A 15,211-nucleotide genomic window follows, 5' to 3' on the forward strand; every position below is an offset into this window, starting at 1 on the left:
AATGGTCGAAATTGTATTTGAATCAGCATAAATGGAGATGAAATTTTGGCGGTTGCGGTAAAAGCTCCTCAGGTAAAAGTGGCAGCCTGTATCGATACGATACAGAATGTTATGCGGCGTTTATGGGTTGGACCATTGTTTCGTTGGCGGTTTTCAGGGTTTCGTCCTCATAAAATTTTAGCGCATCCCATGGATTTGCATGTGGCTGATCCTATGATGGCGCATGAATTTTATCATGGTCGTTTTGCTTTTGCTGGTCACATTGTTCATTCTGGTGCTGTTTCGCCGTTTGCATTGGTTCCACCAACGCTAGAATGGGAAGCAGCTCTACATGATTTTCATTGGTTGCGCCATATGGAGGCAGCAGGAAGTGATTTAGCTTCTGCACATGCACGCTCTCTTTTAGAAGATTGGTTTGACCATGCTGGCAAGAAGGTAAAAGGGCTTGCTTGGAGTGGTCCTGTTGTGGCGCGGCGCTTGATTTCATGGATTTGTCATTCGAAAATGTTGTTAGAAGGAGCAAGTGAGCGGTTTGAAAAACGCTTTTTACGTGCGCTTGGTTTGCAATTTCGTTATTTGCGCGTAACAATTTGCAGTATGGAGCATGATGACCGACGTTTACAAGCAGCAGCGGCTTTGACGTTCGCATCTCTTGCTTTGCCTGTTTCTGTGGCAGTGAAAAAAAAGGTACAAACCACACTTATAAAAGAGCTTTCCCGTCAAATCCTAGTTGATGGTGGGCATATTTCTCGTAGTCCTGTTATTTTGCTGAATTTGTTATCGGATTTATTGTCGTTACGGCATCTTTTTATGCGTAGCAATGAAACAGCACCACGTATTTTGATTGATTCTGTTGAGCGTATGTTGCCGGCTTTACGATTCTTTATCCATGAGGATCAAACGTTGGCTCATTTTAATGGGGTTGGTCCCCTTGTGTCGGAACGGTTATCGTCCCTTTTGGAGCTTGATGAAACAGGAGGGCATCCTTTTAGTTATGCCCGTTATTCAGGATTTCAGCGCTTAAAAGCCAATCAAACAACAGTGCTTGCAGATACAGGAAAGTTTCCACCCCGCTTTGTAGCACAGCAGGCTTGTTCGGGGTGTTTGTCTTTTGAAATGTCTTCACAAGGGCACCGTTTTATTATCAATACCGGTGTTAATCCTGATGGGCGGGAAGATTATCGACATTTAGGGCGTGTTACTGCAGCACATTCAACAGCTACGCTTAATGATTGTTCAGTGGGTGCTTTTTATCAGAAAAAGAAAAATGGCGCGCCATTTTTGTTTGATGGACCAACGGATGTTCAAGTGCGCCGTATAGAGGATTCAGAGAAGACGGGTTTTATTGCGAGTCATAATGGTTATGTGCGACCCTTTAATTTTATTCATGAGCGTGGTCTTATTTTGGCAACAAATGGAGATATGATCGAAGGTTTTGATCGCTTTTTTATGCCAAATAAAGGGGGAAAGAGACACAAGAGTGTGCAAAATGAACAAGATCATGTTGCTGTTCGGTTTCATCTTCATCCACAAGTTGAAGTTAACTATGATGGCAAACGTGTGTGTTTAGCTGTAAAGAACGAGAACGTGAAGAGCGAACAAGTATGGTATTTTATATCGCCTGACGCAGATATTTGTCTTGAAGATTCGATTGATTTTGCAGAATTAACAGGTCCACAGCGGACACAACAGATTGTTTTATATTTTCGTCCTGCATTTCAGGAAAAAGTTCGTTGGCGTTTTATCCGTAAAGCGTTTGATAAAAAATCAGAACATTATTCCAACCCATAGTATATTGCGTTTTATCTTCGTGTCGCAAAACATCATCGTTTATTGTGGTAATATTCTCAAAATTTGAAGATCATATAAATTTTATACATGAAGCATTTTATTAGAGTATAGGTTGGATGTTTTTAGGCAAGGTTTGCTCATAGAATCTCATGAGGTGATGCTAAGAGGGATTGGCTCCCGAAAAAAGAGTTTTTGACAGACCACTGTTGATAGATGAGTACTGGTTAAGGATCTTCATTCTTTAAAGATGTGGAGAGAAAATAAAGCTGTTGCTTATCTTCGATAAGTTCTTAAGTGTGCTGTTGGGATCAATATTTCTCTCTGAGAGAGTTGCATTAATAGGGTTACGCTCCTCACGAAAAACAGAGCGCTATTTATTGCGTATTCACGGACGTATATTAAAGAAAAATCCCTTAATACTTCCAAGCCTATTTCGTGATGATGTCTGTGATGGGTATAACGGTAAATCCATGAAGCACCCCATCTTTACGCAAGGAGCAATTTAGCACCATCACACTATTTATTAGTGCCCAATTTTTGTAACAGCTCTTGGCACTAGAGATGATTCATAAGAGGCATTTTTAGCCTTTTCTTAATAGTTTTTATCCACACAGGATCCCCCGCTTGTAACGTGCAAGCGAATGGTTTTTGTATTCAACATACATAGATTTTAAATGGGAGAATCTTACGGTATTCGGGGTTCTAATTCAATATGAATAACGCTAAATTATCATTATAAATCAAATGTTTTACATCATAGAAGCACTGAGAATTCAAGAAACAACACATAGCAACGCCCGAGAAAAACAATCCTTCTGCTCTTTGTTATTATAAATGAAGTCATAATAACAAGCCACAAAATGCACGTTTTTTCACAGCAAAGCACTCTCTCAAATGCTTCAAACAACGTTTATAAAGATTTACGCGAATAACGTCGTGCAATCAAATTAATATCACCGCGACAAATTCCAAGATCGCTGAGTTCATATGTTGAAAGACACCTTAATGCATTAACGGTTCGACGATAACGGCGCCAATTACTATAAAAACGTAGAATATTCATATCCTCTACTCAAACTTTTCATTTCACTCTTTGGTTTAAGAATAGAGCATATTACTAAAAAGAGTTGTGTTATAATATCATAACAGGTATGCATCTACATACAAGATAATATCCCTTTAACATTTTGCTCATGTGAAAGGGAAGCCATTAAAGTATTAACAACAACGATATCTTATCCCTAAATAATGGTTAAATTATGTGCATTTTCTGTGGTGATAAACGTCTTCACAAGTAGATTCTTTGGATTGAATAACTGCTTCCATTTCAATAGTGATCAATAGTCATACGATGATTATGAAAAATTCCTTGAAACATTTGTCTCATATAATAGAGAGAATCAGCAAAATTATTAATGGCGGAAGTGTCGTGTTCCTGTGAAAACCATCGCTAAACCCTGTGCATCAGCAGCCGTGATAACTTCTTCATCACGCATGGAGCCTCCTGGTTGAATAACTGCTGTTGCTCCTGCTTCAGCTGCTGCTAATAAACCATCTGCAAAAGGAAAAAATGCATCTGATGCAACAACCGATCCTTTTGTGAGAGTTTCTGTTAAGCCTGCTCTTTGCGCACTTTCTGCTGCTTTACTTGCAGCAATTTTTGCTGAATCGATGCGGCTCATTTGTCCGGCTCCAATTCCAACTGTTGCGCTATTTTTCGCGTACACAATAGCATTTGATTTAACGTGTTTTGCTACACGAAAAGCAAATTGAAGATCACGCATTTCATCTTGAGTTGGTGCCCGCTTTGTCACTACTTGCAATTTAAGATCATCAACCACTACGTTATCACGCGATTGCACTAAAATGCCTCCTGCAAGTGTTTTCGCAAGAAGTCCTCCACAGCGTGGATCAGGAACTCCACCTGTAATGAGCAAACGAAGATTTTTTTTCTTGGCAATAATTTCACGTGCCGCCATTGTGGCATCAGGAGCAATAATCACTTCTGTGAAAATTTTAACAATCTCTTCAGCACATTCCTCATCAAGGGTTTGATTTAAAGCAACAATTCCACCAAATGCCGATACATTATCACACATAAGAGCTTTCAAATAAGCTTCTTTCAAATTTTCTCCTTCCGCAACACCACAAGGATTGGCATGTTTAATAAGAGCGACAGCAGCGGTTTTTTGCGGATCAAATTCTGCCACAAGCTCAAAGGCTGCATCTGTATCATTCAGATTGTTATAAGAAAGCGCTTTGCCTTGTAAAAGTTTTGCTGTTGCAATACCAAAACGTTTTTCATTATTGCGATAAAATGCTGCCTGTTGATGTGGATTTTCCCCATAGCGCATAACACTCTCAAGATGACCAGAAAAACTCTGCCACGATGGAATTTCAATTTTTAAATCCCGTGCAAACCACGATGCTATTGCCGTATCATAAGCGGCGGTGTGTGCATAAGCGCGCATTGCTAGCTGATGACGCATAGATAAGCTTAAACATCCATTATGCTGCTTTAATTCAGCTAGAATCGAATCATAATCTTTTATCGTTGTTACAACACCAGTATAAGCATAATTTTTTGCCGCGGCGCGAATCATCGCCGGTCCACCGATATCAATATTTTCAAGAATCGTTTGCCCATCGGCTCCCGATAGGATCGTCTCTTCAAAAGGATAAAGATTCACCACCAAAAGATCAATTCCATGAATGCTGTTCTTTTCCATAGCTTCCCTATGGCTAGGATCTTCTCTTACCCCTAACAAAGCACCATGAATCAAAGGATGGAGTGTTTTTACACGCCCATCCATTATCTCAGGAAATCCGGTAACTTCAGCAACATCTTTTACGGGTAAACCAGCTGCTATGAGGGTTTTGGCTGTTCCCCCTGTTGAAATCAATTCAACATTGTAAGTAGCATGAAGGGCTTGTGCAAAAGCAACCACACCCGTTTTATCAGACACAGAAAAGAGAACACGACGAACCCGATGAAGATCAGGTATGGGAAAATTTTTGGCAACAACACCCATAACAGAAGCCTTAAAAATGAAAGAGTTAAAATTCTAGTAAAACACGCTTATAGATTTATAGCATAAGCCTTTAGCAAAATACACTGAAAGGATAAACTGTCTTTTTAGAATATGGGATGCCTCACCTTTTTTATTATCCTGTAAAAACACTCTCATTTGAGGTGTTGTGGTAGGTGTAAAAGTCTCATTGAGACATTAAATGTTTTTTTGTTGCTTATAACTCAATATTTCATCTTCATAGCAGTTTTGAAACAAAAAACGCATCCGTATGTTCTCTGCTATATTAGCTTTTATGCTAGATGAAGGCGAAAGTATTGCGTATATCAATTGGAGTAATCTCTGAAATGGGAAACAACCTAACGAAGCAAGAATATAAAATTATAAAGGCAAAAATGAGTGCTCATCTTTCCTATCATTTTTAAATTTGGCTGTATGTTTTTCAAAAGCGTTTATGATAATGTTTTAGAGTGAATTTTTTTAAGAGTGGAGATAATGCATTGCTTCACATTTTTGTGCATTACAATTTTTAATGAATTAACCTGTTAAAGCCCTCGTTTTATGATGGTTTTTTGAAGAGTATCGCGTAAATCCTTTGTGGATGGTATAAAGTCCATTGTATGCCTATGATCTTTATTTAACAAAGGCGCAAGTTAGTAGATTCTGTTATCTTTATCAGTTTTCAAGATTCTAAAAATTTTTGTTACTTGAGATGGAAGAGGTCTTTTTTTAGTTTTTTTGCCGTAGCAGAAAAAGAAAAGCTCCTAATACACCAGCAGCTAAAATAAACCACGTGATTGCATAAACGAGATGATTATTTCGAAAATGGATAATCGTAAGACCAACGACAGGAAGGTTTGCTTGTGGAGATGTTTTGCTGGCATCAATGAAATAAGGGGCAACAGTGGACAAACCAAGTTTTTGTGCCATAGCAGGGAGATCGCGCGTATACCATAAATTCTTGTCCGGATTATTTTTACGCGGGAAAAATCCATTTTTTTCACTCATGCGTAATAAACCTATAATTGTTGTTTGTTCTGTGTCTGTGGTAGAATTTTGCTGAGATGAGGCATTTGTATGCGATTGCTCTGAGTTTTGAAAATTGTTACGTTCATCCATAGGGATAAAGCCACGGTTGATAAAGATCAGTGTATTATCAGCAGTTTGTAAAGGGGTCAAAACCCAATAGCCTGTAGTATTTTGAGCGGCAGCAGTGACTAAAATATTTTTATCTGTTAAAAATTTTCCTGTGGTAACAACAGGTTGATATTCGTTTTTTTCAAAAGTAACATCTGACCATTGATTTTTTGGGGGGGCTTTTATGGGGGGCAAATGAATGCGCTGATTGGCACTGGTGATGAGATTTGTTTTCCAGTTTAACCGTTGTACTTGCCATATACCTAATGCACTGAAGAGAAGAAAAAAACAAATACATAAAGTCCCAAACAAAAAAGAAGAAAAACGGCAAGAATCTTCTTGAAGCTTTGTCATGGGGGGCTCTTTTTTGTTCATGATTTATGCTTCCTTTCGGGACAATAAGTTTTCATTCTAACATGGTATGTATTTAAAAAAAACATTTTGTACGCTTTTTGGTGGAATTTGCACGCCTTGTTGAGGAAAAAGATGAAGAATGAGCTAGTAAGATATGAAAAAGGTTTTATAAAAGACTTGACCTTTTGTTGTCGACCCCCTATTAGAAAGAGACTTCCTAATGATGCCCGTTCAAGGTTGCATTGTGCGTGTTTTGCGTTCATTGTGTCCTTTGGGTATGGGGATTTGAAAGTTTCTTAGAGTTTAAGGGTGAAGTTTATGTCTCGTGCATGTGAATTGACAGGGAAGACGGTTCTGTATGGTAATAATGTTAGCCATGCGAATAATAAGACTCGGCGTCGTTTTTTACCAAATCTTTGCAATGTGACATTGATTTCAGAAGTGTTACAGCAAAGTTACCGCTTGCGCATTTCAGCAAGTGCGTTGCGTTCTGTTGAGCATCGTGGTGGCCTTGATGGTTTTTTGGTCAAAGCAGATGATAAAGAGTTGTCGCAACGTGCGCGTTTGCTAAAACGACAAATCATTAAGAAAAAAGCTGAGCAAGAAGGTGAGCAAAAGGCTGAACAAGCAGCGTAATTGTTAGCGCCATTCTTTTTGGTTTATTGACGCTTTTATTCCGGTTTTCTGTTCTAGAAGTTAAGTTTTTTCAGGTTGATCGTTTAATTTTATTGGTTCCGTATCATAGGTTAAAAAAATGCCCTCAAGCAGTCCTTTACGAGAACAGCAAAAGAAGAGGTACATTGTTTTTTCTATTTTAGCAATGTGCCTTGCTGTCACTGCTTCTAATATTTTTGTTCAATATCCTGTCTACTGGTTTGATTTAAATGAGCTGTTGACTTATGGGGCTTTTACCTATCCATTTGCTTTTCTGATCAATGATTTGACCAATCGTTTTTATGGTCCATCTGCTGCGCGGCGTGTGGTTTATGCTGGTTTTTTTGCGGGTGTCTTTGTTTCTTGGATATTGGCGACACCACGGCTTGCACTTGCTTCTAGTTTTGCATTTTTATTTGGGCAACTCATTGATATTGTTGTTTTTACTCCTTTGCGACGTAAAACATGGTGGAAAGCACCTTTAGCAGCAGCGTTGGTTGGTTCGGCTTTGGATACAGTACTGTTTTTTGCTCTTGCTTTTTCTAGCTCTTTTACTGTTCTTGATAAGATAACAGGCTATGCTGATAGTTCACTGGTGGAGAGTACTGTTTTGGGAGGGGTAGGCATGCCAGTTTGGCTCTCGCTTGCTTTTGGTGATTTTTCGGTAAAAATTGTTATGAGCCTGTTTATGTTGATTCCCTATGGAACAATTCTTAATATTGTAAAGCTTCCTCTTTATCAAAGTCATTCAAAGGATGATTCTTCTTTTGTTTGTAACAAATAATGATCTTTGTCCTTTTGTTTTGCTAAAGAAGAAAAGGTTGTGCGTTATGTCTTCTAAGAATAGAATTTGAGTGGATTCAAAAAAGGGATTTTGCTTCTTTTCTCAAGTTGTATTTATCCATACATCATCTATGCTTATGATGTGTAAGGAGATATTTTTGACTGATTCAGTATGAGATAAGAGCATCTTATCAGTATTAAAAACAGGTAATAAAGCTCTTATGAAGGCCAAAAAATGTCTTGTTAAGAATTGTGATGTCTTACTTATGATTATTTGAGCTATAAGAAACTTGGTTCTTATATAGGAAAAAACATTTCGATATACATTTGGGTAGTATATAAATAGAAAAATAAATACCAATGGTATCAAGTCCTTTTTGACAGTTTTAAAATTTGGCTATACTGCTATTTATCATTATTTTAGTAACAAATGTTTGTGCAGATATGTTAATGAATTTACAATTCGTTATAATGCGATCTCTGTAGAATTTGGCAAACGCTTCAAGTATTTATTTTAGATAATTGTAGGTTAGAAAATGCGATACTTGGAGCTGATAATATGAACAAAATGATAAATCAAAGAGATCATACAAAGGCTTTATTGGATAATTTGGTATTAACTTCCTCGAAAAAACAGAGAGAGACTAGGGAGTTGCCTATTGTAAAATCACCTCTTCGTTATCCGGGAGGGAAAAGTCGTGCTGTTCCTATGATTATTAATAACTATATAAGGAAACAAAAAACTTTATGTTCTTCTTTTGTAGGAGGAGGGGCAATTGAATTAACCTTAGCAAAAAGAGGAACAAAGGTTTATGCTTATGATGCTTTTAAGCCGCTTGTTATTTTTTGGCAGATGCTTTAGAGAGATGCTTTAGCTCTTGCAGAAAAAGTGAGAGAATATGAAGATATGACTCCCGTAATGTTTTATAATCTCCAAAAAACTTTTGGGAATATTAAAAATCAATTAGAAATTGCTGTCGTTTTTTCTTACTCTTAATCGCTCTTCTTTTTCAGGAACAACACTTTCTGGCGGTATGTCTCCAAGACATCTTCGATTCAATTATCGTTCTATTGAACGGCTTAAAGATTTTAAGATTGAAAATTTCACAGTGGAACATAGAGATTTTACAGAAAGTATTCCTAAACACTTTAACGATTTTCTTTATTGTGATCCTCCATATCTTATTAATCAAAAACTTTATGGTCAAAAAGGCGATAAACATAATTCTTTTGATCATCAATCTCTTGCTGAACTTTTAAGAAAGCATCACAGATGGGTTTTATCTTATAATGATTGTGTGGAAGTTAGAGAACTTTATAAAGGACATACAATACTTAACCCTGAATGGACTGACGGTATGGGAAACAATAAAAAATCAAATGAACTCGTAACTTTAAGTAAGGATCTTTAGGAAATTGCATGAATCAGGTAGAAAATGGAAAAGCCTTTGAATATGCTTTGGCTATGGGTTTTAAAAAAGCAACAAAGGCTTCTATAGAGTTTAACTCGTCCTTTCAAATAGTCGAGTCTTTTTATAATTTATTTAATGATACTGAAAAAGGCTTTTAAATCTTGCTTCTATTGAAGCAGTTGTTTTCTTACAGTTACATGATAAAAATATTAGAAACACGAAAACTATTGTTCTTCAGGAAGATTTTGTTGGGATCAAAGGAGATGTCCGTGATATTATTTTAAAAGTTCCTGAAAATCACATTGGTATTTCTGCAAAACATAATCATAGCGCTATCAAACATCCTCACCTTTCCGGTAAAATAGATTTTGGTAAAGAATAGACAGGTTACCCCCTGTAGCAGCCTTTATTTCAATGAAGTTAGACCTATTTTTGATTATTTAGCAGAGCTCAGAGATAAGAAGATGTTTTTTAGATATATAGAGGATAAAGACAGCAGAGTTTATCTTCCAATCCTGGAAGCTTTTTCTAAAGAACTTTAAAGGCTTTGTTTAGATTATCAAGATAAATTTGTGAAGCTATTGTTTTAGTATGTTATAGGTTCTTATGATTTTTATAAGATTATGATAGATACAAGATCTAAACAAAAACGGGTTATTATTCAGTCTTTTAATTTAAATGGCACTCTGGGATATGATCGTAAATGGAAAATTCCAAGCAAAATTTTATCAGTTGCACTAAAACCAGAAAGTAAAAACAAACTCATTATAATTTTTGAAGATGGTTAGAGCATTTCTTTTAGAATTCATAATGCATCCAGTAAAGTAGAAACTTCTTTAAAGTTTGATGTTCAATTTGTGGAATTATCTTCCCAGGTTGTTAGTCATCAAATTCCGATGGTTTAATGATAGAAATAATTTTTTAAGATGTAACTGTTGGCTGTTTCAAGTTAGGTTTATTTCTTATGAATATGAGGCATTTTATCACTAAAAAGTATTTCTAATTGTTTTGTTATGGCGTCGGCGAGTTCTTCAGCATTCATAATTGTTACAGCACGCTGATAATAACGTGTGACATCATGACCAATTCCAATGGCAATGAGTTCGATGGGGGAATGTGTTTGAATTTCTTGAATCACTGCGCGTAAGTGTTTTTCTAGATAATTGCTGGCGTTGACCGATAGTGTCGAATCATCAACAGGAGCACCATCAGAAATGACCATGAGGATGCGACGTTGTTCACGCCGCGATAAAAGGCGTTGATGAGCCCAAATTAAAGCTTCTCCGTCGATATTTTCTTTTAATAATCCTTCTTGCATCATCAAACCTAAATTGCGTCGTGCGCGACGCCATGGGGTATCAGCACTTTTATAGATGATATGGCATAAATCATTAAGGCGTCCAGGATTATGGAGTTTGTTTTGGGTAAGCCATTGTTCGCGCGATTTTCCTCCTTTCCAAGTTTTAGTGGTAAAACCTAAAATTTCAACTTTGACACCACAACGTTCAAGAGTTTGTGCCAAAATATCAGCACAACTTGCGGCAACGCTAATGGGGCGTCCGCGCATTGAGCCCGAATTATCAATGAGGAGTGAAACAACCGTGTCCCGAAATTGGGTGTTGCTTTCCATTTTAAAAGAAAGGGGTTGCATGGGGTCAATAATTAGACGTGGAAGCCGTGCTGTATCAAGATATCCTTCTTCAAGGTCAAAGTTCCAGTTGCGATTTTGTTGCGCCATCAAGCGGCGCTGGAGACGGTTTGCTAAACGTCCAACGATGTTTTGAAGATGATTGATTTGCTTATCAAGATAACGGCGTAAGTGATCTAACTCGTTTTCAGAACAAAAATCTGTTGCTTCCAAAATTTCATCAAATTGATGGGTGAAGATTTTATAATTGCCAAGTCTTTCCATTTGTTCCGAATCGGAAAAAAGGTGTTTGGGTCTGCTCGGCTTTTCTTGCCAAGGTCCATTTTTTTGCTCGCCGTCAGCTTGATCATTGTTGTTTGATTGTGTCGCTTGTGTTTTTCCGTCGTCTTGCACATCACTTTCTTGTTCAGTGCTGGTTTGTTCTTCACTTTGAGCGTGTTTTTTGTTTTTACTCTCTTCTTCTGCTTGGTCTTGAGGTGCACATTCGTTTTTTAATTTTTTATTGTTTTTACTGTTAGAAGCTTCAGCTTGTTGCACTGTCATTTTGAGTGTAACAAGCATTTGGCGAACAATCTGCGCAAAAGCTTGTTGGTTGTAAATATGATGTGGGAGCTCATTGAGTTCTGCCGCTGCTTTTTGTTCGAGTTCTTGACGCCACAATTCTAAGACAGGACCTGCTTCTCTTGGAGCTGTGCGCTTTGTTACTTTTTCACGTAATAAAAGTGCAATCGCTTCTTGGATGGGGGCTTCACTTTGGTTGCTAATTTTATCATAATGGGCTCTTTTGTATTTATCGGCGAGCATGATATCAAGATTTTTTGCAAGTCCCTCCATGGCTAAAGTGCCAATTGCTTCAACACGTGTTTGTTCGAGGGCATCAAAGACAGCACGTGCTTCTGATTCTAGTGGAGCAAATTGCATGTGAATACGGTTATCATGCCATGCTTTGCGTAGAGCCATGGAATCACCTAATCCGCGAGTAATGGTGATGTCTTTATTCGTTGCGTATTGAGGTAATTCTGGTAAACGTGCACAACTTTCGCTTAAAGATGGTCGGTTATGACTGAAGGAAACTTCAAGGTTGTTTGTGCCTGCAATTGCACGCATACAGGTGGAAAGTGCTTTTTTAAAAGCTTCAGCATTAAGAGTGTTGTTGGAAGAGTCCTTTACCGGATTTTTGTTGTCGCCAATATTGGTAGCCATGAGTGACAAATTCCTTAAGGCGAAACACCATGAATGAGTGATTCGGGAAGCTCTTGTCCAAAGGCGCGTTGATAAAATTCTGCAACAGTGGCACGTTCGAGTTCATCACATTTATTGAGAAAGGTTAATCGGAAGGCAAAGCCGACATCTTGAAAAATTGTTGTATTTTCTGCCCAAGTAATAACGGTACGTGGACTCATGACAGTTGAAAGATCTCCATTGATAAAAGATTGGCGTACCATATCAGCAACATAAACCATTTGTGAAATTGTCTTTTTCCCCTCAGCCGTTTGAAAAGATTTGACCTTTGAACAAATGATATCAACCTCTTTATCATGGGGTAAATAATTGAGTATCGTAACAATAGACCAGCGGTCCATTTGAGCTTGATTGATCTGTTGGGTACCATGATAGAGACCGGTTGTATCACCAAGACCAATGGTGTTTGCTGTTGCAAAAAGACGAAAGGCTGGATGTGGAGAGATGACACGGCTTTGATCAAGTAAGCTTAGTTTTCCAGAAGTTTCAAGAACGCGTTGGATAACAAACATAACATCGGGACGCCCCGCGTCATATTCGTCGAAAACAAGAGCAATATTATTTTGATAAGCCCATGGCAAAATGCCTTCTTTAAATTCAGTGATTTGTAAACCATCTTTTAAAACGATAGCGTCTTTTCCTACAAGATCGATACGACTTACATGACTATCGAGATTAATGCGAAGACAAGGCCAGTTGAGACGTGCAGCAACTTGTTCAATATGCGTTGATTTCCCTGTACCGTGATAGCCAGAAACCATTACACGACGGTTAAAGGTAAAACCTGCGAGAATCGCTAAAGTTGTTTGCTGATCAAAAAGATAATCAGGATCGATATCAGGAACATGGGAACTTTTTGTGCTAAAAGCAGGGATTTCCATATCTGTTTCAATATGAAATAGATCGCGAGCACAAAGTGTAATATCGGGCAAATTTTCAACGGTAAGATTTGTCATTGTGTTTTTAGAAGGGAGGGACGCTATTTATTCATTAGAAAACGATACAAGAGTTAGAGCATTTATGCAATGCTCTATAATGAAAGCCTTAGATGTGAAGGAAGATTTTTACGTATTCTATAATGTTTTGCAAAAAAATAATATCTTGCGCAAATAATGATGGTCTAAATGAAAATAGGCTCATATAAGTACATGTTTTTAACACAAACCAGATTTTTTTAGCAAATTATAAGCATGTAAAACATCACGAAAGCGCTCTTCTGAAGCACGATTACCACCATTGGAATCAGGATGGTGCTTTTTTACCAACTCTTTATATTTCATTTTGATGTCTTCTGCTGAAGCGTTTGCCTGTAGTCCCAGTGTATCAAAAGCTTTTGCTTCTAAGGGCTTTAATTTTCGTGAGAAATTATTGGTTGAATGCCGCTCAGTAAAAAGCGTGAAGGGATCGCGCATGCGATTTTGATAGGCAGCTGTTCCAGAGCGAATCTTTGCATAATTAGCGGCTGTTTTTTTCGATGTACCATTGCTCAGATCTGTAGGCCATGTCGGACGATGTCCTGTGAGAGCATCCTTTTGAAATTTTGCGATATCTTTATTGCTAAGACCAGAGAAGTAATTAAAATTTTTATTATAGGCGCGTACGTGTTCAATACAAAAATATAAATATTGTCCTTCGTGATTTCGACCTGCTGGTGCTTTATGGGACCCTGTTTTTTCACAACCTTCCCACTGACACTGTTGCGCTTCTGGCTCAGCTTTTTGTTTTTTATTTGAGCTTATGCGAATTGAATCGAATAATTTAGATGTTATTGTCATACTCTTGGTTTATGCAAAATTGATTAATTTTACAAGAATTGACTTTTGAAAAATTTGTTTTCACACTTATTTTATTATGAAAAAGGTGTATTTTTGCACGTTCATTTTGTTTGAGGAATGAAAAATGTTTATAGAAACAATAATCAAGAGAAAGCTTCAGGATGCTTTTCATCCGCAAAAGCTTGAAGTGATTAACGAAAGTCATCTTCATGAGGGGCATCCTCACAATGAACATGCTTTTGATGGTAAAGGAGAAACACATTTTCGAGTGAAAATTTTATCTTCTTCTTTTTCCAATATGACACGCGTAGAAATACATCGAGCGATTTATAAAGTTTTACAAAAAGAGTTAGCTACTTGTGTCCATGCCTTGGCACTTGAGGTTGAAACACTCTAATTTTTTTGATGAGACGTTTTTTAGGAACGGGGATGGGCCTTTTGATAAATTTCTAACAAATGGTCTGTATCGACATGGGTATAGATTTGTGTGGTGGAAAGACTAGCGTGCCCAAGAAGTTCTTGAATCGTGCGTAAATCTCCTCCCCGTGATAAAAGATGGGTGGCAAAAGAATGGCGCAGTGTGTGAGGCGTTGCAGTTTCTGGTAAACCAAGGCTTGCTCGTAAGTTGCGTACAGTTTTCTGAATAATGGCGGGCTGTAGGGGGCCGCCTCGTGCCCCGCGAAATATGGGTTGGTTATCCACTAAAGGATATGGGCAACATTTGAGATAATTTTGTACAGCTTCGTAAACAATTTTGATGAGAGGAACAAGGCGTGTTTTGCCGCCTTTTCCTGTTATAAATAAACTTGTTTTTTCAGGATCAGAAAATTGTTCTGGTGTGAGGCTTAAGGCTTCTGATATTCGCATTCCACAGCCATAGAGAAGCATGAGGACAGCCGCATTACGAGCGTTAATCCAAGGTTCATTTTCTAGCTGGTTTTCTTGTTTGACTATGTGAAGTGCTGATTTGATCGCTAAAGGTTTTGGGAGTGATTTTGGGTGTTTGGGGCTTCGGATAAGTTGAGCCGCGGGAACATTGACGATTCCTTCACGTGATAGGTACTTGAAAAAAGAACGTATGCCTGCCACTCCGCGGCTTAAAGAGCGAGCACTTACATTGTTTGTACGCCGATAAGCAAGATAAGCACGCAAGTCACTGATGCGTAAAAGAGCAAGATCTGTAAGGGTTGGTGTATGGCTTAAGTGTTGACAGAGAAAAGACAAAAATTGCCGCGTATCACGTTCATAGGCTTGCACTGTTTGTGCCGACATACGACGTGTTTGGACGAGACACTCTAACCAATTTTTCCTTGCGTTTAAAATTGCATGGTCTGCTGGAATGAGAGGAATATTTTCATCTTTTCTCTTGTCGTTTTTGATAGGCAT

Annotated in this window: 16 protein-coding genes and 1 pseudogene; 10 read left to right on the forward strand and 7 right to left on the reverse strand. The window is 37.9% G+C overall.

Annotated elements, in window-relative coordinates; genetic code table 11:
• Nucleotides 1-45: 45 nt before the first annotated feature.
• A complete protein-coding gene (locus ACFIK8_RS01035) occupies nt 46-1,791 on the forward strand; it encodes a heparinase II/III family protein (protein WP_375655529.1) in 1,746 nt (581 codons plus the stop codon).
• Between the two features lie 910 nt (nt 1,792-2,701).
• On the opposite strand, the gene ACFIK8_RS01040 is transcribed toward ACFIK8_RS01035, so the two are convergent.
• From ACFIK8_RS01040 to ACFIK8_RS01050, 3 genes are all read right to left on the reverse strand, one after another.
• On the reverse strand, nt 2,702-2,854 hold the full coding sequence (locus ACFIK8_RS01040; protein WP_375635308.1) for a DUF1127 domain-containing protein: 153 nt from the start codon (nt 2,852-2,854) through the stop codon (nt 2,702-2,704).
• Nucleotides 2,855-3,203: 349 nt separating this feature from the next.
• Nucleotides 3,204-4,823 (reverse strand): bifunctional phosphoribosylaminoimidazolecarboxamide formyltransferase/IMP cyclohydrolase, encoded by a 1,620-nt coding sequence (gene purH / locus ACFIK8_RS01045; RefSeq protein WP_375644321.1) that lies wholly within the window; start codon nt 4,821-4,823, stop codon nt 3,204-3,206.
• A 726-nt stretch (nt 4,824-5,549) separates the two neighbouring features.
• Complete coding sequence (locus ACFIK8_RS01050) at nt 5,550-6,332, reverse strand: SURF1 family protein (protein WP_375661613.1); 783 nt, start codon at nt 6,330-6,332, stop codon at nt 5,550-5,552.
• A gap of 297 nt (nt 6,333-6,629) precedes the next feature.
• Here ACFIK8_RS01050 and rpmB point away from each other — a divergent pair, with 297 nt between their 5' ends.
• From rpmB to ACFIK8_RS01090, 8 genes and pseudogenes are all read left to right on the forward strand, one after another.
• The gene (gene rpmB, locus ACFIK8_RS01055; protein WP_273787609.1) at nt 6,630-6,947 is read left to right on the forward strand and encodes a 50S ribosomal protein L28; all 318 of its coding nucleotides are present in this window, start codon (nt 6,630-6,632) and stop codon (nt 6,945-6,947) included.
• 118 nt (nt 6,948-7,065) lie between these two features.
• Nucleotides 7,066-7,749: a VUT family protein gene (locus ACFIK8_RS01060; protein WP_375635305.1), complete on the forward strand. Its 684-nt coding sequence runs from the start codon at nt 7,066-7,068 to the stop codon at nt 7,747-7,749.
• Between the two features lie 349 nt (nt 7,750-8,098).
• Complete coding sequence (locus tag ACFIK8_RS01065) at nt 8,099-8,266, forward strand: transposase (protein ID WP_375661621.1); 168 nt, start codon at nt 8,099-8,101, stop codon at nt 8,264-8,266.
• Nucleotides 8,267-8,307: 41 nt separating this feature from the next.
• Nucleotides 8,308-8,610, forward strand: coding sequence for a DNA adenine methylase (locus ACFIK8_RS01070; protein WP_375635304.1), 303 nt, complete (start codon nt 8,308-8,310; stop codon nt 8,608-8,610).
• Between the two features lie 109 nt (nt 8,611-8,719).
• On the forward strand, nt 8,720-9,160 hold the full coding sequence (locus ACFIK8_RS01075) for a DNA adenine methylase (RefSeq protein WP_375661614.1): 441 nt from the start codon (nt 8,720-8,722) through the stop codon (nt 9,158-9,160).
• 8 nt (nt 9,161-9,168) lie between these two features.
• A complete protein-coding gene (locus ACFIK8_RS01080) occupies nt 9,169-9,318 on the forward strand; it encodes a hypothetical protein (protein ID WP_375635302.1) in 150 nt (49 codons plus the stop codon).
• A gap of 50 nt (nt 9,319-9,368) precedes the next feature.
• Nucleotides 9,369-9,542 carry a HaeIII family restriction endonuclease gene (locus ACFIK8_RS01085; protein WP_375661622.1) on the forward strand — a complete coding sequence of 58 codons (174 nt, stop codon included), beginning with the start codon at nt 9,369-9,371 and terminating at the stop codon, nt 9,540-9,542.
• Nucleotides 9,529-10,065, forward strand: a pseudogene (locus ACFIK8_RS01090) (HaeIII family restriction endonuclease). Before ACFIK8_RS01085 ends, ACFIK8_RS01090 begins: the two are co-directional and overlap by 14 nt.
• A 50-nt stretch (nt 10,066-10,115) precedes the next feature.
• Here the strand turns inward: ACFIK8_RS01090 and cobT are convergent.
• The 3 genes from cobT to ACFIK8_RS01105 all read right to left on the reverse strand — a co-directional run bounded on the left by cobT (nt 10,116) and on the right by ACFIK8_RS01105 (nt 13,825).
• On the reverse strand, nt 10,116-12,011 hold the full coding sequence (cobT, locus tag ACFIK8_RS01095; protein ID WP_375635301.1) for a cobaltochelatase subunit CobT: 1,896 nt from the start codon (nt 12,009-12,011) through the stop codon (nt 10,116-10,118).
• A 14-nt stretch (nt 12,012-12,025) separates the two neighbouring features.
• Entirely contained in the window at nt 12,026-13,006 is a 981-nt protein-coding gene (gene cobS / locus ACFIK8_RS01100) for a cobaltochelatase subunit CobS (RefSeq protein ID WP_375635300.1), read from the reverse strand.
• Nucleotides 13,007-13,204: 198 nt separating this feature from the next.
• Nucleotides 13,205-13,825 (reverse strand): J domain-containing protein, encoded by a 621-nt coding sequence (locus ACFIK8_RS01105; RefSeq protein ID WP_375635299.1) that lies wholly within the window; start codon nt 13,823-13,825, stop codon nt 13,205-13,207.
• A 124-nt stretch (nt 13,826-13,949) separates the two neighbouring features.
• Here ACFIK8_RS01105 and ACFIK8_RS01110 point away from each other — a divergent pair, with 124 nt between their 5' ends.
• Nucleotides 13,950-14,222 (forward strand): BolA family protein, encoded by a 273-nt coding sequence (locus tag ACFIK8_RS01110; protein WP_375635298.1) that lies wholly within the window; start codon nt 13,950-13,952, stop codon nt 14,220-14,222.
• A 20-nt stretch (nt 14,223-14,242) separates the two neighbouring features.
• Here the strand turns inward: ACFIK8_RS01110 and ACFIK8_RS01115 are convergent, their stop codons facing one another.
• Nucleotides 14,243-15,211 (reverse strand): tyrosine recombinase XerC, encoded by a 969-nt coding sequence (locus ACFIK8_RS01115; RefSeq protein WP_375635297.1) that lies wholly within the window; start codon nt 15,209-15,211, stop codon nt 14,243-14,245.

Source organism: Bartonella sp. MR168JLCBS, assembly GCF_042194175.1.

What these genes read in the sequence shown, in the direction of transcription:
- ACFIK8_RS01040 (WP_375635308.1), bottom strand. Translation starts at nt 2,854, where the DNA reads ATGAATATTCTACGTTTTTATAGTAATTGGCGCCGTTATCGTCGAACC.
- purH (WP_375644321.1), bottom strand. Translation starts at nt 4,823, where the DNA reads ATGGGTGTTGTTGCCAAAAATTTTCCCATACCTGATCTTCATCGGGTT.
- ACFIK8_RS01050 (WP_375661613.1), bottom strand. Translation starts at nt 6,332, where the DNA reads ATGAACAAAAAAGAGCCCCCCATGACAAAGCTTCAAGAAGATTCTTGC.
- rpmB (WP_273787609.1), top strand. Translation starts at nt 6,630, where the DNA reads ATGTCTCGTGCATGTGAATTGACAGGGAAGACGGTTCTGTATGGTAAT.
- ACFIK8_RS01060 (WP_375635305.1), top strand. Translation starts at nt 7,066, where the DNA reads ATGCCCTCAAGCAGTCCTTTACGAGAACAGCAAAAGAAGAGGTACATT.
- ACFIK8_RS01070 (WP_375635304.1), top strand. Translation starts at nt 8,308, where the DNA reads ATGAACAAAATGATAAATCAAAGAGATCATACAAAGGCTTTATTGGAT.
- ACFIK8_RS01080 (WP_375635302.1), top strand. Translation starts at nt 9,169, where the DNA reads ATGAATCAGGTAGAAAATGGAAAAGCCTTTGAATATGCTTTGGCTATG.
- cobT (WP_375635301.1), bottom strand. Translation starts at nt 12,011, where the DNA reads ATGGCTACCAATATTGGCGACAACAAAAATCCGGTAAAGGACTCTTCC.
- cobS (WP_375635300.1), bottom strand. Translation starts at nt 13,006, where the DNA reads ATGACAAATCTTACCGTTGAAAATTTGCCCGATATTACACTTTGTGCT.
- ACFIK8_RS01105 (WP_375635299.1), bottom strand. Translation starts at nt 13,825, where the DNA reads ATGACAATAACATCTAAATTATTCGATTCAATTCGCATAAGCTCAAAT.
- ACFIK8_RS01110 (WP_375635298.1), top strand. Translation starts at nt 13,950, where the DNA reads ATGTTTATAGAAACAATAATCAAGAGAAAGCTTCAGGATGCTTTTCAT.
- ACFIK8_RS01115 (WP_375635297.1), bottom strand. Translation starts at nt 15,211, where the DNA reads ATGCCTATCAAAAACGACAAGAGAAAAGATGAAAATATTCCTCTCATT.